Annotated in this window: 15 protein-coding genes; 9 read left to right on the top strand and 6 right to left on the bottom strand. The window is 56.9% G+C overall.

The window, feature by feature from the left end:
* The first annotated feature begins 446 nt into the window (after positions 1-446).
* The gene (locus AB1772_06750) at positions 447-1,574 is read left to right on the top strand and encodes a hypothetical protein (GenBank protein ID MEW5796045.1); all 1,128 of its coding nucleotides are present in this window, start codon (positions 447-449) and stop codon (positions 1,572-1,574) included.
* 590 nt (positions 1,575-2,164) lie between these two features.
* Here the strand turns inward: AB1772_06750 and AB1772_06745 are convergent.
* From AB1772_06745 to AB1772_06725, 5 genes are all read right to left on the bottom strand, one after another.
* Entirely contained in the window at positions 2,165-3,055 is an 891-nt protein-coding gene (locus tag AB1772_06745; protein MEW5796044.1) for a DUF2231 domain-containing protein, read from the bottom strand.
* 113 nt (positions 3,056-3,168) lie between these two features.
* Positions 3,169-3,669, bottom strand: a complete 501-nt coding sequence (locus AB1772_06740; protein ID MEW5796043.1) for a YHS domain-containing protein — start codon at positions 3,667-3,669, stop codon at positions 3,169-3,171.
* A gap of 212 nt (positions 3,670-3,881) precedes the next feature.
* Positions 3,882-4,292 (bottom strand): hypothetical protein, encoded by a 411-nt coding sequence (locus AB1772_06735; GenBank protein MEW5796042.1) that lies wholly within the window; start codon positions 4,290-4,292, stop codon positions 3,882-3,884.
* A gap of 72 nt (positions 4,293-4,364) precedes the next feature.
* Positions 4,365-4,937: a heavy metal-binding domain-containing protein gene (locus AB1772_06730; GenBank protein ID MEW5796041.1), complete on the bottom strand. Its 573-nt coding sequence runs from the start codon at positions 4,935-4,937 to the stop codon at positions 4,365-4,367.
* A 16-nt stretch (positions 4,938-4,953) separates the two neighbouring features.
* On the bottom strand, positions 4,954-5,496 hold the full coding sequence (locus AB1772_06725) for an Ig-like domain-containing protein (protein ID MEW5796040.1): 543 nt from the start codon (positions 5,494-5,496) through the stop codon (positions 4,954-4,956).
* A 338-nt stretch (positions 5,497-5,834) separates the two neighbouring features.
* Between AB1772_06725 and AB1772_06720 the strand changes: the two genes are divergently transcribed.
* The 5 genes from AB1772_06720 (at position 5,835) to AB1772_06700 (ending at position 15,140) form a co-directional block, all read left to right on the top strand.
* Positions 5,835-6,920 (top strand): ATP-binding protein, encoded by a 1,086-nt coding sequence (locus tag AB1772_06720; protein MEW5796039.1) that lies wholly within the window; start codon positions 5,835-5,837, stop codon positions 6,918-6,920.
* A complete protein-coding gene (locus AB1772_06715; GenBank protein MEW5796038.1) occupies positions 6,917-8,278 on the top strand; it encodes a sigma-54 dependent transcriptional regulator in 1,362 nt (453 codons plus the stop codon). The genes AB1772_06720 and AB1772_06715 overlap by 4 nt, the downstream gene beginning before the upstream one ends.
* Before the next feature lie 226 nt (positions 8,279-8,504).
* Positions 8,505-9,833, top strand: coding sequence for a TolC family protein (locus AB1772_06710; GenBank protein MEW5796037.1), 1,329 nt, complete (start codon positions 8,505-8,507; stop codon positions 9,831-9,833).
* Between the two features lie 15 nt (positions 9,834-9,848).
* Positions 9,849-11,618, top strand: coding sequence for an efflux RND transporter periplasmic adaptor subunit (locus AB1772_06705; GenBank protein MEW5796036.1), 1,770 nt, complete (start codon positions 9,849-9,851; stop codon positions 11,616-11,618).
* Between the two features lie 21 nt (positions 11,619-11,639).
* On the top strand, positions 11,640-15,140 hold the full coding sequence (locus AB1772_06700; protein ID MEW5796035.1) for an efflux RND transporter permease subunit: 3,501 nt from the start codon (positions 11,640-11,642) through the stop codon (positions 15,138-15,140).
* Between the two features lie 21 nt (positions 15,141-15,161).
* On the opposite strand, the gene AB1772_06695 is transcribed toward AB1772_06700, so the two are convergent.
* Positions 15,162-16,976: an OPT/YSL family transporter gene (locus tag AB1772_06695; protein ID MEW5796034.1), complete on the bottom strand. Its 1,815-nt coding sequence runs from the start codon at positions 16,974-16,976 to the stop codon at positions 15,162-15,164.
* Between the two features lie 133 nt (positions 16,977-17,109).
* Here AB1772_06695 and AB1772_06690 point away from each other — a divergent pair, with 133 nt between their 5' ends.
* From AB1772_06690 to AB1772_06680, 3 genes are all read left to right on the top strand, one after another.
* Positions 17,110-17,997 carry an ABC transporter ATP-binding protein gene (locus AB1772_06690; GenBank protein ID MEW5796033.1) on the top strand — a complete coding sequence of 296 codons (888 nt, stop codon included), beginning with the start codon at positions 17,110-17,112 and terminating at the stop codon, positions 17,995-17,997.
* Complete coding sequence (locus tag AB1772_06685; GenBank protein ID MEW5796032.1) at positions 17,997-19,274, top strand: ABC transporter permease; 1,278 nt, start codon at positions 17,997-17,999, stop codon at positions 19,272-19,274. Before AB1772_06690 ends, AB1772_06685 begins: the two co-directional genes overlap by 1 nt.
* 426 nt (positions 19,275-19,700) lie before the next feature.
* A complete protein-coding gene (locus tag AB1772_06680; GenBank protein ID MEW5796031.1) occupies positions 19,701-21,956 on the top strand; it encodes a tail fiber domain-containing protein in 2,256 nt (751 codons plus the stop codon).
* The last annotated feature ends 16 nt before the right edge of the window (positions 21,957-21,972 follow it).

Below are 21,972 nucleotides of genomic sequence, written 5' to 3'. Positions count from 1 at the left end.
GCATCTGGTAACGAAGGTCCTGGATGGTGTGAAGTTTAAAGACGGAATCGAGGTCAGAAGCAGAAACAATCAGACCGAAAAGCACGCTGCTTGAGAAACCAATTTACACAACTCTTGACATGAGCTCGGAGAAAAGCAGATAGGCGCCAATTCGTGGATGTCAGGACAACGGCAACAAGCCTACAATCAATTTGGGTATTCTGTGCCCGTGCCCGACAGACAAGAAGGAACCGTGATCTTCCGTGAGGGAACGACGAAGATTATAGAACACGCGGTTGCACTAAAAATGTACAACGGAACCTCTGGGGGCAACTACTGCGTCTGGGACAATGCTGTAGGTGCTTGGGCGTTTAACCCGACTCGGCTGGAGGATGGAGTGAACTACGTCAATCAAGTCTGTTCAATGGTCCCTTGAGGTAAGTGACTTCTTGTAAAGGAAATTACTTATGAGAACACTTAAATATGTTATGACAGTCACCAGCATGGCAGTAGCTGTAGGTGTTTTGAGCGGGAACACTTTGGCCAAGGAATTATACCTCATTAGTGGCGAGCCTACTTGGACCCAGCGTAGCGGAAAACCGTGGCCGTTTCATGTTTTCAGATTGGACGGAGATAAACTCACGTCAGTTTGGTCTAACGAAAGCGAGGCGCCGGTCTTCTATATTGATACTTATCAAAGAGACTCAACGCTGGTTATTTCTAGAGGCTTGTCCTCTACCAAGGAAGTAATATTGTTCGGTTCCACCAAGTTGGATGAACCGCGAGTTATCCGGAGTGTCAACGGTGACACATCTGTAGAGAATCACCAACTCATTGTGGAAGCCTCGGGCATTAGGTTTTTGAGTTTACAGATGTACAGTGGCAAGACCTCAGGTGTTCTTCCAGAACGCATGTACTTCAACTTAAGCGAAATGAGGCAGTCAAGCGCCCAAGCCTTATCGAAGGGCTATGAAGTACGCGTATCTGGGGTGTCTTCACCCTACACAGGCGCGCCGTCTAATGGAGTCTTGCCTCTGATCTTTGAGAATGGGTCGTTCCGCTTCCGAGATAGCAGCCTGTCACTAGGTCTTGGACCCGTTCCTGAAGCTGCGATTCCAATAAGAGCAGTGAGGGGCTGGAATCTAATTGCAAACGAGATTGATTTCGCTGCTGTGATACCACTATTGTCAATCAATGTAACCGAGCGAGACATACTCGTCTATAATAAAGCGCAGCAAACGTGGACACTGTACACACTTCCAGGCGGCGCTACTCGTGCCAGACTGATCAACCGGTATCTTGTCGGTGTCATCTCACAGCCCAATCCCGAAAGTAGTCCGGCTGAATATAAGGAATTGCCACCTATTCAATCAGAGGATGTTGTCATTCTCGACCCCGTCAGTGGACTACAGTACATGGTGCATCTTGGCTCTGATTGCGAGGTCCTTTGGATAGATCAAGAAACTGCGTTTTATCGACTTGGCATTCAGCTTTATCAGGCGCGCATAAGGAACAATGATTTTACTGACAAAGTGCTCTTAGTTTCCGACCCAAGTGTAAAGCACATACACTGGGCTTTCCCGGGCACTAAGTGAGGCGCGACGAAGACGGATGTATGGGAAAAACGTGCCGTGGGAGTCGCTAGATCGAAGACATCTTGGACGGTCTAGGATCTTCCCTGTGAGATCAGGGCATTAATCGCCCTGTTAATCCACCTTACCTCTGCCATTTTATCAAAAACCTCACTTTCCCACCCCCGAAGTTTTCTAACAATTTTCTAACCGCGAACTACGCTGAACTTCAAGATACTTCACCTAACTACACGATACTTCACGATAGTTAACCTTCGAAATCACACTTAATTACAGCCAATTTGTTGACATTTAGCGACTTAACGATTTCCGTTGGCGGAGAATCCCTGCCTCTCCGCCAGAATGGGGCCAGACTTAGACTTCGAACGACCCACAGCAGAGCTGTGGGGTACCGGGTATGACGGGCGTTTCGGAGATTTTGAGGACCCACAGCAGAGCTGTGGGCTACCGGGTACACTCCTCAAAGCGGTTGACCTTCTCTCCTGAGGTGGTTTCACATCTTGCCATCGGGAGTGGCCATGGGTGCCCGACTGGATCGGGCATGACGGCGCCGCGCGTTTGCTCACTTACAAACCGGTCGGGCGGTACATGCGTCAAAACGCAAAGTGATCGGGGCCGTAGATCAAGGTCGCGCCGAAGTGACCCGTGACACCTACCAGTACTGCGTTCAGCGCCAGGGTGCCGCGAAACAGCCATTGCCGGCTCGGTGATGGAGTCTTCTCATACCGATACGCCAGGAAGCAGGAAAGCAAGGTAAGCGCTGCCGACGTGATCCCCAGCAAGCGATGCCACGTGAAGTAGCCGACCAGCATGTCGGGATAATGTGCGCCCGAGGCGGCCGCCAGCCCCAGCAGCGCCGATACCACCGCGGATAAGCCGCCGAGATAGGTTGTTTTGACAGCGATCAGATCATAGAGATTCGCTCGGGCTAACATCGCCAGCACCGAAAATGCGAGCGCCACGATTATCAGAGCGATCGGGAAGTGCACGATCACCGGGTGGAACTTCCCCATGAATGTGATGAATCGGCCTGAGGCGTTGCCTCCAGAAGCTCCGTGATCAGTGGCATGATCGTGTTCGGCGGTTGCGCCAGAACTTTCAGTTGTGGCTGTATCGTCCGAATGCGCATGAGAGTTTGCGACAATGCTGTCGACAGTGTCAGATGCTGTCGCCGTGTCGTCATGATCGTGATGTGTGTGATCATGTTGGCCGGGATCTTGCACTGGTTTTTCGCTGGCAATTTTCTCAAACTCTGCCTGTGCGGTTGCCGTCAGAGCTTCCAGATACCGCTCCGGATTCTCGAGAAACTGGCGTCGACATTTCTTGCAGCAGAAAGCTATCTCACGGCCCTCGTAGGTCGTTGTGACCGACAAATCCACGGGTTCGTCAGTGAGTACCGGGCAGTAGCGGTTGATCGGGGTGGCCAGTGACGGCATGGCCAAAAGAAGGGCCGGAGCGCCTGTTATTAGCAGGGCTCCGGCCATGCGGCGTAAGCACCGGAAGACGGGGGTAGAAAGGTTGCCGAAACTAGCGATAGTGGCGACAATGTGGCGGTGCCAGCGCCGTGTCGAGGGATACACGCTTTTTATGATCCTGCTCAGTGGCCGCCATGATGATGACCGCTGTGATCTTCTTTGTGCGCCGGCGGTTCGACATTGGCCGGCGCGTCCATCGCCTTCAAAAACTTCTGCGGGGTCTCAGCAAACATGCTGGTGCACTTCTTGCAGCAGAAATAGATGCGGCGTCCCTCATAGTCCGTATAGATATCTTTGTCCTCAAGGGCTTCACCTGACACGGGGCAGGTGGTCTGTATGTTTTGAAACAATACACCCTCGGCAGCCGCTCTCTTGAAGAACTTGTCCGGGTCAGCAGTTAGTTTCTCAGTACACCCTTTGCAACAGTGGTATACACGCTGGCCCTGAATATCGGTGTAGGCCGATGAATCGATCGGCTTCCCCATCACTGGACAGACGGTCTGGGGCTTAAGCTCTTTAGGCGCGGCTGAAGCGGATGGCGTTTTCGATTGCTCGGGGAAAGCGGAACTCATCAATGAAACAGCAACCACAATCGCTCCTGTCAAGGTGCTAGTTGAGATCAAAGGTCGTCTCCTTAAATCCTTGCTTTGAAGGTTTTCTGTAAACATACTCAGCTCAAAGCAATTATCGTACCAACACCCTCGACGCGCACTAATGCAGTGTGTAACAAGATCTTATACAAGCCGCTGCTGTTTGCCAAGTTGGTCCGCTGGAGAATAGAGTTCATCATTGAATAGTAGTGTTCAAGCAAATAGGCCGATTGCACTGCCTCACATTAGTGGATCGCCGCGTGTCGGGATCTTGTGTCTTCGCGGGCGAATGCCGACATCCCGGTCGCCAGGATCGCCTTGAGGATACGCATGTCCTGGGCTCGTGGTGTGGTATCTGTGTCGCAACCGTTGTGAGCGGCGGCTAACACGGTAACTGTTGTCAATCCCCCGTACACCTGAGAAAGAACCACTTGGCGGGTCGGCGCCAGAACGCCGTCCGGCGAGGGTAGTGACCTCTTGTCACGGACATACAATCTTCTTACTCGGTCGTGCCTGCGTTCCACGAGCGGTGGGAGCTCCCAGCCGGGGTCAGGAGTTTCTGAGACGGCGAAGCCGAACCGATCGAGTTCCAGGCGAAGCAGTTTTGCCGCTCTGTCGAGTCGAAGACACAGCTGGAAAGTCCGAATCATCTCCATAACAGCAATTGCCTTCCACGGTTGATTCCACGTTCGCCAAGACCATTGTCAGTGCCCTTGTCGCTGGTTTACTCAGTGATGATGTCCTGATTGTGCTCGATCCGGAGTGTCCGTGCGATCCGGCCGAGTGGGGGTGGTTCCAGTCGTACCGCTTTCGTCGTCAACAGCACCGGCCAGGCGTCCACAGGCTTCCTCACATTTTGCCAGGTTTTCGCCGAACAGCACCATAAGGTTGCGATGGATGCGCATCTCAGGGCCGAGCTTTTCTATGGCCGTGAGGGACATCATCGTTTCGAAATGGTCCCGCAGGGCAGCGTATTCCTCCAGGAGCTGCCCGAATTGCTCCGGCAAAGCATGGTCAGGGGTCGCCGCTACGGTAGAAGCAGTCTCCTCAGCTGGAACCAGCTTCATCCCGCACCTGGGACAGTCACCCGGTTTGGATCGAATGATCTCCGGATGCATCGGGCAGGTATACTGACTGCTGTCCTGTGCCTTCGCCGTGGTTGAGCTTTTGGCATGATCGTGCGAACTGCCGCATCCGCCAGACGACCCTCCGCACCCGGCGGACGCCGGGACTGACAGCGACACACAGGTCAGGACAAGAGTGGCAATGCCCGTGCGTGCCGTGGTAAAGATTCGCGTCATTTCATCACTCCTTCATCTATAGAGCTGTTGTGAAATGGTAACTGAACCCGGTGTCCGACATCATCATACTGCCACCCATGTTCATCATCACACCCTCGCGGGACTTCATCGGCCCGAATAAGAAAATCATATGATCTGTGCCGACCGGCATGGCAGAGTCGGGCCGATAGGTGCAGCTGTCGAACGACTCATTCCACAAGAAACGCCCGGCGATGTGCAGTGAGTCCAGCCACTGCATCATCTGCTCCTGCTGACCCGGGCTGATTTGTCTCATGCCGCCCATGTGATCGAGGCTGTCCATCCACGACTGCATGTCGGCTCCGCCTGTGAAGTGGAGTCCTGCATGGACTGATGCGGTGTCCATCGGCATATTAAACCTGATAGCAAGGCTCGCGTCGCTCGGTACGTCAACGGCACCGTCGGGAGGATGGACACGTAAAATGGCGGGTGCGGTGCTCTCACGGCTGCCAGTCATGTCGTTCGAGTCGTTGCAGCCGCCACTAATGAGCCAGACCGCACCCATGATCGGGAGTAAAGCGAGGGGCTTAAGGCTCGTCATGTTATCTTTCCTCAGCCAGAAGATGTTCGCTGCCCAACGTTTGCCGGCATAGAACACAAATGGCGTGCCACACTGTAGCACTTCCGGAAGGTGTTGAGTATCAGCGGCTTGTGGAGTGCCGCCAAACTCAGCGGCACCCGGCGCGTATAAAGTTGTTTGTTTTATGGAGAATATTCACCAATACTTGTTAACGACGCTAAGCGTGTGGACAACTGGTGTGTGCCGTGTGGCCGCAGGAACATCGCTTAAGTAGTTGCGCTACATCGGCCACCCTGGTGAAGAGTCACTGAAAGGTGGCAGCGATTGCAATTGGCACGAATCTTTCTCTAGGTTGATGTATGACCGAGCTGCCGGGACATTCCGATGCCGTAACCTATCGGCGTTTGAAGCTGGTGATAATAGCGTCGATCACGGCGCTGACGATCGCGATTCACTACGGCTGGTTGACCGAGCGGCTGTTCGGCCACGTGCATTGGCTTCACGCGCTTCACAGTCGCTTTTGCTACATACCGATTGCCATCGCGGCGTCATGGTTCGGCATCCGCGGCGGCATTTACAGCGCTCTGGTCATATCGCTCCTGATCGTTCCGTATCTTCTTGGCGCCATGCCGGCCGAGCTCGATCTCACACAGGAGCTGGTGGAGATATTCTTCTATTTCGCGATTGGCATTCTGGTCGGAGCATTAATCGATCGTGAAATCAACGTTCGCAAGAAACACGAAGAAACCAAGCTGCAACTCGAGCGGAGCCATCATCTGTCTTTGGTTGGACAAATGGCCGCCGGCGTAGCGCATGAAATCAAGAACCCGCTGGCGTCGATAAAAGGGGCGCTGGAGATCATTCACGACCAGAGCGTGCCTCGTGCCGATCGCGAGGAGTTCAGTGACATTGCGTTCAAAGAAGTCAAGCGCATCGAGGGGACGGTGACCGAGTTCCTTGAGTTCGCCCGGCCGAAAGAGACTCAAAAAGAGCGACTCAATTTATCGGGCGCGGTCGAATCGAGCGTCAGGCAGTTGTTGCCCCAGGTGAGCAAGGCATCGCTGGCGATGGTTTCCCATATTGAGCCGGGCATCTGGATAATGGGCGACGCGGAAAAAGTTCATCAAATACTGCTCAATCTGCTGTTGAATTCCATCGAGGCGTCGCGGGCCGGCGATACGATTACAATCGAGCTCAGACGCAATGCTCGCCGGGCGGCGGTCCTTTCCATCTCAGATACCGGCGCCGGCATGGGCCCGGAAGAGGTCGCACAGGCGTTCGATCCGTTCTATACGACTAAGGCGGCCGGAACCGGTTTGGGCTTGCCGATCGTGAAGACAATAGTTGACCGTCACGACGGTCAGATAAAACTGGTGAGCAAACCGGGTAAGGGCACGAGGGTGAATATCGTACTTCCAACGATTGAAAGGGGAGCCCAGCGGTGAAGGTTTTATTGGCCGACGATGACGCTGCCTTGCGGAAGGTCATCCAGTTCAAACTCAAGCAGCGCGGGTACCAGGTGACGGCGGCCGCCGACGGCGAAGAGGCGCTGATTGCTTTGAGAGAGAGCAGCTACGATCTGCTGCTTTCCGACATGAAAATGCCGCGGCTGACCGGGCTGGACCTGCTCAAGCAGGCCCGAAAGATCCAACCCGATCTCGAAATCATCTTCATGACTGCTTATGCAGCAGTTTCTCAGGCGGTGGAAGCGGTAAAGCTGGGCGCATTCGATTACCTGACCAAGCCGTTCGATGATGACCAGCTTTTCATGGCTATCGAAAAAGCGGTCAAATACCGCCAGCTGGAGGCGGAGAACAAACTGCTCAAAGAGCAGTTGACCGGCGCGGGTAGACCGCGTCCGATGGTGGGAGTTTCGCTGGCTTTCAAGCGCCTTGTAGAGATGATCAACAAGGTAGCGCCGACAGACGCGACAATTTTGATCACCGGCGAGTCCGGCACCGGGAAGGAGCTGGTCGCACGGAACATCCATCGCCAGAGCAACCGTGCCGGCAATGAGTTTGTGGCGGTCAACTGCGCGGCCATCCCCAGGGAGTTGCTGGAGTCCGAGTTATTTGGCCACGTGCGGGGCGCTTTTACCGGTGCGGTCAAAGATAAGGTCGGGAAATTCGAACAAGCCGATGGTGGCACGCTCCTACTCGACGAGATCAGCGAGCTCAGCATGGAGCTGCAGGCGAAGTTGCTTCGGGCGATACAGGAACGGGTAATCGAGCCGGTCGGTTCGGAGAAACGGGTGGAGATCGACGTGCGCCTGCTGGCCGCTACCAATGTCAACCTGCGCGAACGAGTGGCCGACAACCGCTTCCGCGAGGATTTGTTTTATCGGCTGAATGTCATCCCGGTCCATGTGCCGCCCTTGAGGGAGCGCCGCGAAGACATCGCCCTATTGGCCAAAACCTTTCTCGACAAATTCGCCCCCGGAGAGAAGATCAGCATCGCAGAAGATCTTATGAACGAGCTTCGTCAGCACCCCTGGCCGGGAAACATCCGGGAGCTCGAAAACCTGATGGAGCGGATGGCCATACTGCGGACATCGGATATTCTGACACACGACGACCTGCCGCCTGACTTTGCGACCGCGAGCTCGCCGGCGCAGGCATCGGTTGTTAGTGCCGACATTGGTTCGCACCTGACTTTCTACGAGGCCGAAAAGCGGCTGATTGTCGATGCCCTCAACAGGTTCGGGTGGAATCGGACCAAGGCGGCGGCGTATCTGAAGATCCCGCGGCACATTCTTATCTACCGCATGAAGAAATTCGAGATCCGTCCTGACAGGCAAGCCTGAGGGAGATCGCTGGAAGAGAGGCGCGTCAGGCTGGGTCGCACAACGGCATACGATTCGGGGCTAGTCCGCCTTGTACAATATTCTCCACCGCAGAAGAATATTATTCATTACGTTTTTCAAGCCATTCGCCCCCGTATCGTAAGGTAATGTATAAGAATATGTTAGAGGTGCGCGTGCAACTTGGCACAGCCGTTGCCATTAAACCCTGTCAAAGGAGTGATAGAGGATGCTGGATCGCAGAAAAGACGAGTTGAGGCCGCCAGTCACACACTGGCGGGCGGGAGTCTTCGTTCTCGTTTTCTGTCTGGTATCGCAAGTTGCTGGCCAACCCGGTGACAGCCTTTACATCGACGAGGTCATCAGAGACGTAGTGCTGCACAATAATAGAGCGGCTGCAGCCCGCTATATGGAGCAGGCAGCGCGGGCCAAAGTGGGGCCGGCGGGAGCGTGGGATGATCCGATGCTCATGCTTGGTGTCGCCAATCTGCCGACGTCTTTCGACTTCGATATGGACCCGATGACCATGAAGATGGTCGGCCTGAGCCAGAATATCCCGTATGCCGGCCAGAAGGGTCTTCAATCGAAGGCGGCACAGTCTGAGGCCGACGCCGCATCTGAAGACCGTCGCGCCATGGAGGTCGATCTGGTGATGGCGGCGCGATACGCATTTGCCGACTTGTATTATCGTACTCGCTCGCTGGGCGATTTGGCCGCACAACACGATCTACTCGAAGCGGTGGTGGCGTCGGCCAAGTCCAAGCTCGCGACAAACCAGGCCAGCCAGGATGAAGTTCTCGCCGCTCAGGCCGAGTTGTGGCGACTCCAGGCGCAACTGCTCGAAGCTGAGCACATGGTCGATGAGTCCCGCTATAACCTGAACATTCTCAGGGGACTCGATCCGGTCTCAGATGCGCTGCCGCTCGCTGTGTCAAGCCAGCCCGAAGTCCCCCAGAGCCCCGATAACTGGTTGGCAGCGGCCCGGCAGAATTATCCGCCGCTGAGGAAACTGTCACGCCAGGCCGAGGCATACACTTTCTCGAGTAGAGCGGCGCGCCGGATGAGCTGGCCGATGCTGGGGCTCTCCGCGAATTACGGCTTCCGCACCGACACGGAGATGGAGGATCGCGACAACATGGTTGGTTTCCAGGCGACCTTGACGCTTCCAATATTCGCCGGTCGCCAGCAGAGGCGAATGGCGGAATCGATGGAGGCGATGCGCCGAAGTGTCGATGAGGAAGCGCTCCAATTGGGCAGGGAGATTGAGTCCCGTCTGAGGCTTCTCCATACCACCGCTGTGCATTTAGTCCAAACCGTGGACCTCTACGGCAATCGCATAATTCCGATCACCCAGGATGCTTTTCAAAGCGCCCTTGCCGGTTATGCGTCGAATAGAGTTCCCTACACAAACCTGTTGATGCTTGCTGTCAACGTATACCGGGATCGGCTGATGTTAAACGAGGTGAACAACCAGCTCGCTCGGACGATGGCCGAGATCGACCGCTACACGGTGGGCCCTGCCGCTTATTCGGTGGGTGCTGCCGGGGCAAGCAGATAACCGGAGGAAATCACAATGGCTGAAGACATTCGCAAATACGATCCGCATGAACACGAGCCGTTGCCCGAAGGAGAAGAGGCGGCGCCGCCGCTGACGCACACGATGGCGATAGTGCGGTGGGTTATCTTGGGAGCCATGACCTTGTTTGCGCTGATCATGGTGCTCGGCTATTTCGGTTTGACCCCCTGGAGTGGCGATGCCGCAGGGGCGCAGCAGTTCCACTGCCCCATGCATCCCACGTATATCAGCAATCAGCCGGGCGACTGCCCGATCTGCGGTATGAGCCTGGTGGCTATAGATAGTGAGGGACACGAGGTTGCGGCATCAGGTGACACCATGGGCGAGTCCGGGCATGAAGCCCAATCAGCCTCCATGGCCAAGCCGGGCCAGTACACTTGCCCGATGGATCCGGAGGTAGTCTCCGACACCGCGGGCAGATGCCCCAAGTGCGGGATGTTTCTCGAACAGGTTCCTATGGCCGCCCAGCCCGGCCAGTACACGTGCCCTATGGACCCCGAGGTAATCTCAGACACGCTAGGCAGGTGCCCCAAGTGTGGGATGTTTCTGGAGCAGGTGCCCGAGGCGAAAGCAACGTATGCCTGCCCCATGCACCCCGAAGTGACCTCCGATAGGCCGGGTGATTGCCCCAAGTGTGGTATGCCGCTCGAGTCGGTTAAGGCGGAGACGGGTGTGGACCACTCGGCCCACGGAGTGGGCGGGGCGGATAATCTCGGCTCGGCGCCTGTCCCCGGTCTTGTGCCGGTAACAATCGAGCCGCAACGGCTCCAGCTCATAGGCGTTCGTACCGGCAGAGTAGAGCGTCGTCCGCTGAATGGGAGTCTTCGGCTCGTCGGATTCGTTACACCCGATGAAACCCGCCTGTCGGATATTCATGTCAGATTCAGCGGCTGGGTAAAGGAGCTGGAGGTGGCTCAGACCGGCCAGCCGGTGACGGCGAATCAAAAGCTCCTGTCGGTTTACAGCCAGGATCTGTATCAGGCCGAGCAAGATTATATCGTCGCACGCGAGGCGATGGCGCGTGTTGCAGACCCAATGCTGAAAGAGACGCGAAAACAACTGCTCGATGTCGCGCGGCAGCGTCTGCAATTGCTGGGTATACCCGCAGAGGAATTTGCGCGCCTTGAGACGGCCAACTCACCCAGCGCGGAATTGTGGGTCAAAAGCCCGTTTTCCGGATACGTGCTGGAGAAAAACGTAGTCGCCGGACAATTCATCGGCCCCGATCAAAAGCTCTTTGCGGTGGCCGACCTTAGCCGCGTGTGGGTCCTTGTGGACGTATACGAGCGCGACCTGGCCAGTATCAGAGTCGGACAAAAGGCTCGCATGACCACGTCGGCCTATCCCGGTGAGGAATTTGAGGGCCTTGTCAGCTTCATCTACCCGGCAGTTTCGGAGGAAACCAGAACGCTCAAGATACGAATGGAGTTTTCTAATCAGTCGTTCCGCTTGAAGCCGGGTATGTACGCCGAGGTGGCGCTCGAAGGCAAGGGTGACCGCGTTCTCGCGGTGCCGTCGGACGCAGTCATGGATGGCGGCGACCAGACGTACGCCTTCGTCGTTCACAATGGCACTCATTTCGAACCCCGGCTGATCCAGTCCGGCCGCAGGTCGGATGACTATATGGAAGTGCTGGCGGGACTGTCTGAGGGTGAACAAGTGGTGACCAGCGCCAACTTCCTGATCGACTCCGAAAGCCGTCTCAAAGCGGCCATTGCCGGCATGGGCGCCACGCAGACCGATGCCCACGCCGGACACGGCAAGTAGCCGCGAGGAAAGGCGACACCAATGATAAAGGCCATCATAGATTTCTGCGCTCGCAACCGGTCGGTTGTGATCATCGGGACGCTTTTCGCCTGTCTCGGCGCCTGGTATTCGATTGAGAATATCCCGCTCGATGCCATCCCGGACCTGTCCGACGTTCAGGTGATCCTGTGGACCGAATGGATGGGACGCAGCCCTGACCTTGTCGAGGACCAGGTCACCTACCCGATAGTCACAGCTCTCTTGTCGGCCCCACATGTGACGGCAGTGCGGGGGTATTCGATGTTCGGGATGTCGTTTGTCTATGTGATTTTCGATGAGGGAACTGACATCTACTGGGCGCGAAGCCGGGTGCTCGAATACATGAAGCAGTTCGAAGGGAAACTGCCTAAAGGTGTCACGCCAATCATAGGCCCCGATGCCTCGTCGGTAGGCTGGGTCTTCCAGTATGCACTCGTTGACACCACCGGCAGACATGACCTCTCAGAGATGCGCACATTTCAGGACTTCAACCTGAGATACGCACTGGCATCGCTGCCCGGAGTGGCCGAGGTCGCCAGTATCGGCGGTTACCAAAAGCAGTACCAGGTGGAAGTCGATCCGGAGAAACTCCGTGCCTATGGTCTCAGTATCGGCGATGTCAGCCGGGCGATTCGCGCAAGCAACAATGATGTCGGCGGCCGGGTGCTCGAGCTTACCGAGCGGGAGTACTTCATTCGTGGCAAAGGGTACATTCAGAGTCTCGATGCGATACGCCAGATCGGCCTGGGTAAGAGCGCTACCGGTACGCCGATTCTGCTCGGCAATGTCGCTCGGGTAAGCCTGGGCCCCGATATCCGTCGCGGTGTCGGCGAGCTCGACGGCGAGGGTGAAGCGGTGGGCGGTATTGTCGTGATGCGCTACGGCGAGAACGCGCTGGCGGTTATCGAGCGGGTCAAGGCTAAGCTTGAAGAACTGGAACCATCGTTCCCGGAAGGTATCGAGGTCAGAACGGTCTACGATAGAAGCAACCTGATCACGAGGGCCATCGACACGCTGAAGGACACTTTGATAGAAGAAGGCGTCGTCGTCGCCGCCATCATCATCATCTTTCTGCTGCATTTTGGCAGTTCCCTCGTGCCGATCATCGCGCTGCCGATCGCGGTCGGACTGGCGTTTATTCCAATGTACTTTCTTGGGATCAACTCGAACATAATGAGTCTCGGTGGGATAGCCATCGCCATCGGTGCGATGGTTGACGCCAGTATCGTGCTGGTCGAGAACGCCCACAAGCGCATGGAGAACGCCCCGGCCACGGTGCCGCGGATAGAGGTCATTATCGCGGCGGCCAAGGAGGTCGGCCCGTCGATCTTCTATGCTCTTTTGATCATCACGATCGGCTTCCTTCCGATTTTTGCCCTCACCGGCCAGGGCGGAAGACTGTTTACGCCATTGGCGTATACGAAGACTTTCGCCATGTTTTTCGCGGCGATTGTCGCTGTTACACTCGCGCCGGCGCTCATGGTTACTTTTCTAAGGGGGAAAATTCATCCAGAATCGAAGCATCCCGTATCCCGCGTCCTGATCTCAGTTTACAAGCCGTTTGTGTTCGTGGCTCTGCGCAATCCGAGGACGACCGTTCTCATAGGTCTCATGGCTATCGTTTCGGCGATCCCGATGATCCCGAAAATCGGCTCGGAGTTCATGCCGCCCCTGAACGAGGGTGACATTCTCTACATGCCTACTACTTTGCCGAACATCTCCGTCGAGGCGGCCAAGCAGTACATGCAATTTCAGGACCGAGTCATACGGTCGTTCCCCGAAGTGATTTCCGTGTACGGGAAGGCTGGTCGGGCGGAAACCCCGACTGATCCTGCCCCGTTGAGTATGCTCGAGACGACAGTCCAGTTGAGACCGACAGACGAGTGGCGCAAGGTGCCCGAGAAGCGCTGGTATTCGGGCTGGGCGCCGGACTTTCTCAAGAAGGTCCTTCGCCCCGTCTGGCCGGAGGAGCGGACTATCACCTGGAAAGAACTTATCGCCGAGTTTGACAAGGCGATGCAGATGCCCGGCTGGACCAACGCCTGGACCATGCCGATCAAGACCCGAATTGACATGCTCTCCACCGGCATTCGCACGCCTATCGGTGTGAAGATTTTCGGGAACGATTTGGCCGAAATCGAGCGCATCGGCATGGAACTGGAGCAATCGCTATCATCGATTTCCGGCACCCGCTCCGTGTACTCAGATCGTAACACCGGCGGGTTCTTCATCGACATAATCCCCGATCGTGGCAAGATAGCTCGTTACGGGCTGACCATGCGCGATGTTCAGGATGTGATCGAGGCCGCCATCGGTGGATTGCCGGTTGAGGTGACCATCGAGGGACGCAACCGCTTTTCGATCAACGTGCGCTATCCCCGCGATCTCCGTCAGAACGTGGACCGCCTGAAGGAAGTGCTGGTGCCGTTGCCGTCCGGAGGATCCGACTCTCAATCTGATGGCATGACCATGGGTTGGTACCGTCCTGCCCAAAGTGTGGCATCGCCGCTGCTCGCCGGTGCCGACCCCTGGGTGGACTATCAGGCGCTGCGAAGTGTGATGACTGTAGCTCAGATGGAAAACGAAAAGATGGGCGGCGGCTCTTCCGGCACGTCTTTCCCGGGGGGCGCCGGCGGCATGAATGTGCAGAGCATGCCGGCAGCGAGCGGCATGAACAGATCGGCAGCCAGAAAGCCCACGCGCCTGCCGGAGGGGCGCGCCAGCATACCACTGGGTGAGGTCGCTGACATTCGAATAGCCACCGGCCCGCCGATGATTCGGGACGAAGACGGCATGCTCGTCGGATATGTCTACGTCGACATGGACCAAAACAAACGGGATATCGGCGGCTACGTTAACGAAGCCAAGCAGGTCGTTGCCGAGCAGGTGCCGATTCCGCCCGGGTACTATCTGAAATGGACCGGCCAGTACGAGCTACTGGAACTGATGGCCAAGCGGATGAAAGTGGTCATCCCGATCACGTTCATTCTGATTATCATCATGTTGTATCTGAATTTCCGCAACTTCACCGAGACTCTCATTGTGCTGGCTTCGGTGCCGTTCGCGCTGGTGGGGAGCATCTGGCTGATGTATTTCCTCGGCTACAACTACTCGACGGCGACGCTGGTCGGGATCATCGCGCTGGCGGGCTTGGCCACGGAGACGGGTATCGTAATGATCTTGTATCTCGACCACGCATACGAGCGACGAAAAAAGGCCGGCAGAATTCGGGACGTCAACGATATCATTTGGGCTCACATGGAGGGGACTGTTATGCGGGTGAGGCCCAAACTGATGACGGTCAGCACGACCATGATCGGCCTGGTACCGCTGCTCTGGGCCACCGGCACGGGCGCCGATGTCATGAAGCGAATCGCCGCACCGATGGTCGGCGGACTGATCAGCTCGACCTTCCTGACACTCGAAATCATTCCGGTTGTTTATACTTACTGGCGCCTCTGGCAGATCAAGCAGGAGAAGAAGAAAACGGGTCACATAGCGTGAGCGTTGTACCCATACTTCGGTTTAGAACACGCCAAAGTAAAACAGGATCGGCAATATCAAACCGGCGATCAGGGCCTCGCCGCCAATAAACCCGGAGGCCACGGTCACGTAGTTGCGTTCGTAGGTCCCGGGGGAATACTTCTGCCAGATCCAGCCGATAAGTGCGCCCAGCCCGATCGGGATGTTCAGTGTGCCGGGCAATATCAGCGCGAAGCCGAACCCGGCCGCGCTGGGGAGCCAGCGCCAGCCCATCCGATCGCGACATAGCGCTATGAGCACGCCGGCACTTGAGGCGATTACCGTCCACAGCAGCGCGCCCGGCGGGAAGGCGCTTATCCCCTTGGACATGAGCACCGCCATGTTGGCGAGCTTGAGGCCGGTCGGCGCCGCGAGACCATCGCCGCCTAATCCGTAGTGACCGATTAGTACCGGGTACATTATCGCCACTGCCGCCGCGCCTATCGGCACCGCCCAGAACTGCACCCAGGTGAGAACGCGCGGAGTCGACCCCACCAGTTTGCCGGTCTTGAAAACCTGCATGAGTCCCTCACCCTGCGAGTTGATGTTGCCGGACATTCCGGCCGCCACCAGGTTATGCCCGATATGCGGCGAGAAGGCGCGGAAAATCGCCTGCAGCGTGTTGGCCATCAGTGACACCGGGCCGTTATTGGTCTCGCCCAGCACCCGCACGCCGACCAGGATCAGGGGAAGGCCGCAAACCACAGCGGCGATGGTCTGCCAGTAGGGCATGGCGAAGTGGAGGTTTTGTATTACGGCTAACAAGATCGTGAACAGCGTGCTCATGATGATGATGGTGCGAAGGGACACATCGGTCCGCTCCTGCCCCGGCGCTTTGGCGGACCGGAGCTCACGGAACATGGTGGCTATCGAGCGCCATTTGAGCAGCACCGCGGTGAGGGCGGCGAATATCATCAGCGCGGTCGCCGGCCACATGAACCAAAGCATGACAATCGAGAAGTGATTGCCGGAGAGGTAACCGGCCATCATGCCACCGTGCTGCTGAAGAAACTCTGTCTGCGCGGCATCCAGCGTGCCCGAACCGGCCAACGCCTGCACCTGCTCCCAGTATTGGGGGGCGACCGAGTTCTGCACGATAAACATCCCGGCCTTTTCCATGACCATCGGCCCGAAAAACCAGACTACGGCCGTGCCCAACAGCATGGACATGCCCACATTCATCCCGATCAACAGGCCGGTCCCGACATTGAGGAGGCTCCATTCGATGCCGATCCGGTACCGCATGGCCAGGCCGAGATTGGCCAGCAGACCGATGGCATCGCGAAGAAACGAAACTATCGCCCCGGCCAGCGCCGCGACCCCGAGAATCTTCAGCCGAGGCCCGGCCGCCCCGCCCTGGTCGAGCACGTTTATCGTCTCCGCCGCGGCGACACCGTCGGCGAAAATCATCTCCGGATCGTCCACAAAATATCTTCGGAACATAGCCGAGAAGAACACGCCGATCGCGCCCGAACAGGCCAGCCAGGTGAACATCTCGAACGGTGTGATGCTGACTTTTACGTCGACCGATTCGTTCATGGCGAGATAACCGAACGCTGCCGCCACCACGCACATGAAAGCGGTCGAAACCGCCGATGTTGCCGCTGACTGAATGATATTGTTCTGAACCGCGTTGCGGCCGCGGGTGGCCATGGCCGTGACCGACAGAAAGATCGCCCCCAGGAAAGCGGCCAGCACGCTCATGTTCGGGCCCATGCCGAGTTTGAGGACAATGTACGGGTAGGCCATGGAGATGATGGCGGAGACAACTATGGCGCCTGTTACTGACTGCCAGGTGATTTCCGGACGGTGGGACATCGGTACCTCGCGTTGTTGTAGCGTGTTCTATCAAGGTCAATGGTACGGGGGCCGACCGCCGCAAGTCAAGGTTGAGTGCTCCTGTCTCTTGCAAGAAACTTGTGCGAGGCTTTCAACGTACGTATAATCCGTAATGATTTCCGTAAACAACCTCATCAAGCGATTCGGTTCGATTGTGGCGGTTGATAACGTCTCGTTCGATATCGCCCCCGGTTCGCTGTTCGGACTGCTTGGTCCGAACGGCGCGGGAAAGAGCACTACCATTAATATGATGGTCGGGGCGCTGGCCCCGGACAGCGGCAGCGTCAATATCAATGGTGGCGGAAATCCGCTCGAACCGTCGGTGCGCCGGGGTATCGGCAACGCCCCGCAGGCGCTGGCGATCTACGAGGACCTAACCGGCGAGGAAAACCTGACGTTTTTCGGGCGGCTCTATGGGCTTTCGGGGAAACAGCTGAGAGAGCGTGTGCAGTTCTGTCTGACCTTTTCCGGCCTGGTCGATCGCAGAGCCGATCGGGTGAGCACCTACTCAGGTGGCATGAAGCGACGGCTCAATCTGGCCTGTGCCATCGTGCATGATCCGCCGCTTATACTGCTCGATGAGCCGACTGTCGGAATTGATCCCCAGTCCCGCAACCTGATTTTCGACCTGATCGAACAACTTCGACGGGAGGGGCGTACCATTGTCTATACCACACATTACATGGAGGAAGCGCAGCGCCTGTGCGACAGGGTGGCGATAATCGACCATGGGAGGATACTCGTACTCGACACCGTGCCCAGTTTGCTGGCCCGCCACGGCGGCGTGGCGGTGGTGACGGCCGAATTAGAATTGAACCCGGCCGACGTGTCGCTGCCAGGCGTTCTTGACGGCACACGGCTTCGCTTCGAATGCCGTACTCCCTTTGAAGATGTCGCCCGCCTTCATGCGCAGGGGGTTCAGTTCCGGACGCTGACCGTGGACAGTCCGGACCTGGAATCAGTGTTTCTCAACCTTACCGGCCGGAGGCTTCGCGACTAATGCCCGTTATCATTGCCATAGCTCTCAAAGATCTTCGCCAGCTCTGGCGCGACCGGTTCGGCATGTTCTGGGTGATCGCCTTCCCGCTCCTGATGGCCCTGTTCTTTGGGTCGATCTTCTCCGGTGGCGAGGGTGGGGCACGCTCGCTCAAAATCGCCTGGGTAAGCGAAAGCGCCTCGCCCTCCGCAAAAGCTCTACGCGAGGTACTCGGCAAGTCATCGGCGCTGGCGATTCAGGACCTTCCGCTCGATTCAGCCCGTCATCTTGTTGCGTCGGGGAAACTTGTAGCTTATGTGCAGTATCTCGACAGCGCCGGAACACAAGGCGGCTTTTTCGGAATGCCTGAGGGCAACCTCAAGGTAGGTATCGATCCGTCGTGCAAAGCCGAAGCCGGTTATCTTGAGGGGCTGTTGAACCAGGCCTATTTCAGCCAGGTGCAGGAGATGTTCACGGATCGTGATCGCACCAGGAAATGGATTCAACAAGGTATCTCTCATATCGACAGCGCACCGGGAATGGCCGGCGAAAAGAAGTCGCTCTACAGGGAATCGCTGGTTCTGTTCGATAGCGTCCTGCAGGACCTGGCCTCGTCCGAAACCGCGGCCGGGAGCGGTTCCGGGTCGCCGTTCGGCCAGTTGAATCTCGAATTCGAGGATATCGCCGTGAACCGGCGAGGGCCGCGCTCCAGTTGGGAAATCACGTTTCCCCAATCGCTTCAGTGGGCGCTGATTGGTGTGGTGGCCGCCTTTGCTATCGGCCTGGTCATGGAACGTACCCGCGGCACCTATATGCGCCTAAGGCTGGCGCCGATTTCGAGAACGCAAATTCTCGCAGGGAAGGGGCTCGCCTGTTTCATGGCGGGTGTGACGGTCTGCCTCGCGCTGATGCTGTTCGGCGTGCTGGTGTTCCAGGTCAGAGTGGCGTCCTACTCGGTCCTGCTCGTGTCAATCGTCGCTGCCGGGATCTGTTTCGTGGGTGTCATGATGTTTATCAGCGTGCTCGGAAAGACAGAAAACTCGGTTGCGGGGGCCGGCTGGGCTATTCTGCTCGTGATGTCGATGGCTGGTGGCGGGATGATGCCGCTCATGTTTATGCCCGCATGGCTGGGTACGCTGAGCAGTTTCAGTCCAGTCAAGTGGAGCATCCTCGCTCTGGAAGGCGCGATCTGGCGCGGTTTCGGCTGGAGTGATATGCTTTTGCCACTTGGAATGCTGGTTACCATCGGCGTAGTCGGTTTTAGTGTGGGCGTGACGATTTTGAGGCGCCTCGAGCGATAAATCCTGCTCATTTCCCTCGACAACAAGCGCCGTCGTAACTATGCTTGTGCATTAGTTCACATTTCTTCCCGCAAATCTCGGTTAGTCGTATTCACTTAAGCCGCAGTTTGGCAACTGGCGTGCGGTGCTAAGCGCTTGTCACTCTGTCCAATCGCGCCGGAGTATGGTCGAGAGGCCGGCCTCCGCAAAACTCACACCGCGGCTTCGTTCATTCTTCGATCATGGGTGATGGTCGCCAACAGTCAGCTCGGCGCAGTCGTGCGGGCAAAACACGATTCAAGGGTCTTTGTTGCGGATTATTCTTGACACTATAGGTCCATGTTGTTTATTTTAGCATACAAATGAACAGACTCGACGCGAGTTGCAATCTGCCATTCCCAGCGCGCCGGGTACGAGCTCAAAACCCCCAGTCTCAAGGAGAATCGCATGATTCCAAGATCGCTGCTTCGTCTGGTAGTCGTGCTGGTGGTGATGGCCGTGTGGATGCCATCGCATGCCGCCACGCCAGTCATCTCCCATCACGGTCGCCTTCTGAATTCTGACGACACGCCGTTAGCCGACGGTGCATACGCTGCTACTTTCAGCCTGTGGACCGACTCAGTGGGTGGGGCTCAGCTTTGGAGCGAGCCGCAGGACATCGAGACCAAAGACGGACTCTTTTCCGCAGAACTGGGTCTCACGAACGGCTTCTTTGATGTGTTCACAGATTTCGCCCAACAGGACCTGTACCTGGAAGTTCAAGTACTGGTGAGCGGAAGCCCGGAGACTCTTCGTCCCCGGCTGCGGCTTGGAGCCGTCCCGAGTGCCTTCAGCGCAAGCAGCGTCAATGGCCAGGCCACCAATGGGCTGGCTCGGTGGCGTGGCATGGTTGTAGCGAAGCCCGGTTCGGTTACACCACATTCCTTCGTATTGCTGGATGTCGATAGCGACGCCGATGGTACGCCCGAGGTAGAAATCGAGGATGCGGTAACTGAGAACGGTGCGACTTCCAGATGGAAAGGCGGCATGAGCGGCAGCACCACCGGTACAATAAGAATGGCGGCCACGCCGGATTCGGTCGTGCAGGCCTGCGACGTGGGCGATGGCAGTTCCAGCTCAAGCATCAATATGCGGACGAGGATTAACGAACTAGAATCCAAGCTCCTGCACCTGGGTTTGATGCAAAACTCATCGGTGACTACCACATGTGATGATCTTGGCGCGCGCAAGGTAGTAGTGGCCGACGTGGACCGCGACGGGTCACCTGATCGCATTGTCTCTTCATCGTGTGATGCTACCAGCGCCAAACACGCGGTCAACACCAAAGGCACCGGCGCTCAGAGCGGACGACTGGTGTTCGTTTCCGGCTCCACCGGCGAAGGAAGCGCCGTGCACACATGCGCGATAGACGATGACGGCGACGGCTTACCCGACCAGGAAGTTGCATCTGCCGTCGTGCCGACCACGTCCAGTGTCGCGATCAACACCAAGGGGACCGGCGCCGACAAGAACCGCGTGGCAGTTACCGGCACCACAACTCTGGATTCTGCAGCCATCGCCTGTACCCACGACACTGATGATGACGGTGATCCTGAAGGGTCCGCGTCGGTCGTGATCACTCCGACGACCTCGAATGTGGCCATCAACACCAAAGGGACCGGAGCCGACAAGAACCGGATCAGCAGCACCACATATCAGGATTCGGCAGTGCAGGTCGTTGGTGCTGATTTGGATGGGGACGGCATTTTCAATGGTACCGTTTGGCAAAAAGTCGACAGTTCAGAAACTGCCATGGCGATGGTGGTCGATGTCGACGATGACGGCACGCCGGATGTCGGATCATCGTCAAATGCGACACAGTCCAGGTCAATCCTGAAGACGTTCTTCGAGCGGGGCGACAGGCCAACGCAGAGTCAAATTGTCGATTCCGCCGATGAAGCTGGTGCTCGCATGGCCATCAAGACCAAGGGTACCGGCGCCCAAAGGATGGTTGCGAGCGCGACGGATGCGTCGACGGCCAGCACGGTATGTGCTGTTGATCTCAATAATGACGGCACCGATGATTACAGTGCGACCACCACTAGCAGCAGCACTTCAACAGAGTACAAGCTTCAATCCGGCTTTATCTACGCCACCCAGCCGTCATCAGCCCGAATCGTAGTGGATAGCGCGGCCGGGCCCAGCATCTCTCTCGAACAGAATGGGACAGTGATCCATGTTATGAATGGCGATGGTAGTATCCTTCGCAACAGCGTCGGTACGGTAGCAGCACAGATTGGCACAAACGGAGAGGCGTATTTCCAATCAAAAGTCGGTATCGGTGTGGCCGCGCCATCGGCAGCCATTGAGGTAGCCGGAGGGGCCTATTGCAACGGTACGAATTGGGTCAATGTCTCGGACGCTGACATAAAAGAGAACTTCCAGCCGGTGGACGGGGAAAAGATTCTCGAAAAGATCGAGCAGCTCCGTATCACACAGTGGAACTATAAGAACGAGTCGGACGAGGTCACGCATATCGGCCCGACCGCCCAGGATTTCAAGGAAGTGTTTGGCGTAGGCGCCAATGACAAGACGATTTCGACTATTGATCCGTCCGGTATCGCGCTGGCCGCGGTCAAGGAACTGCGGAAAGAAAACCAGGAACTCAAGGCCCAGGTGGCCGAATTGAAGAAGCTAATCGAAGAAATCGCGTCCAAGAAGTAAGCAGACGGAGCGTGCC

The sequence above is a fragment of the Candidatus Zixiibacteriota bacterium genome (genome assembly GCA_040752815.1).
Lineage (GTDB): Bacteria > Zixibacteria > MSB-5A5 > GN15 > FEB-12 > JAGGTI01.
Note: the sequence above shows the minus strand (reverse complement) of the source record. Positions and strands in the feature narration are given on the sequence as shown.

Bases quoted from the DNA above. Each gene is read 5' to 3' on its own strand.
- AB1772_06680 (MEW5796031.1), top strand. From the start codon at position 19,701: ATGATTCCAAGATCGCTGCTTCGTCTGGTAGTCGTGCTGGTGGTGATG.
- AB1772_06725 (MEW5796040.1), bottom strand. From the start codon at position 5,496: ATGACGAGCCTTAAGCCCCTCGCTTTACTCCCGATCATGGGTGCGGTC.
- AB1772_06700 (MEW5796035.1), top strand. From the start codon at position 11,640: ATGATAAAGGCCATCATAGATTTCTGCGCTCGCAACCGGTCGGTTGTG.
- AB1772_06750 (MEW5796045.1), top strand. From the start codon at position 447: ATGAGAACACTTAAATATGTTATGACAGTCACCAGCATGGCAGTAGCT.
- AB1772_06695 (MEW5796034.1), bottom strand. From the start codon at position 16,976: ATGTCCCACCGTCCGGAAATCACCTGGCAGTCAGTAACAGGCGCCATA.
- AB1772_06685 (MEW5796032.1), top strand. From the start codon at position 17,997: ATGCCCGTTATCATTGCCATAGCTCTCAAAGATCTTCGCCAGCTCTGG.
- AB1772_06735 (MEW5796042.1), bottom strand. From the start codon at position 4,292: ATGGAGATGATTCGGACTTTCCAGCTGTGTCTTCGACTCGACAGAGCG.
- AB1772_06730 (MEW5796041.1), bottom strand. From the start codon at position 4,937: ATGACGCGAATCTTTACCACGGCACGCACGGGCATTGCCACTCTTGTC.
- AB1772_06710 (MEW5796037.1), top strand. From the start codon at position 8,505: ATGCTGGATCGCAGAAAAGACGAGTTGAGGCCGCCAGTCACACACTGG.
- AB1772_06690 (MEW5796033.1), top strand. From the start codon at position 17,110: ATGATTTCCGTAAACAACCTCATCAAGCGATTCGGTTCGATTGTGGCG.
- AB1772_06745 (MEW5796044.1), bottom strand. From the start codon at position 3,055: ATGGCCGGAGCCCTGCTAATAACAGGCGCTCCGGCCCTTCTTTTGGCC.
- AB1772_06720 (MEW5796039.1), top strand. From the start codon at position 5,835: ATGACCGAGCTGCCGGGACATTCCGATGCCGTAACCTATCGGCGTTTG.
- AB1772_06705 (MEW5796036.1), top strand. From the start codon at position 9,849: ATGGCTGAAGACATTCGCAAATACGATCCGCATGAACACGAGCCGTTG.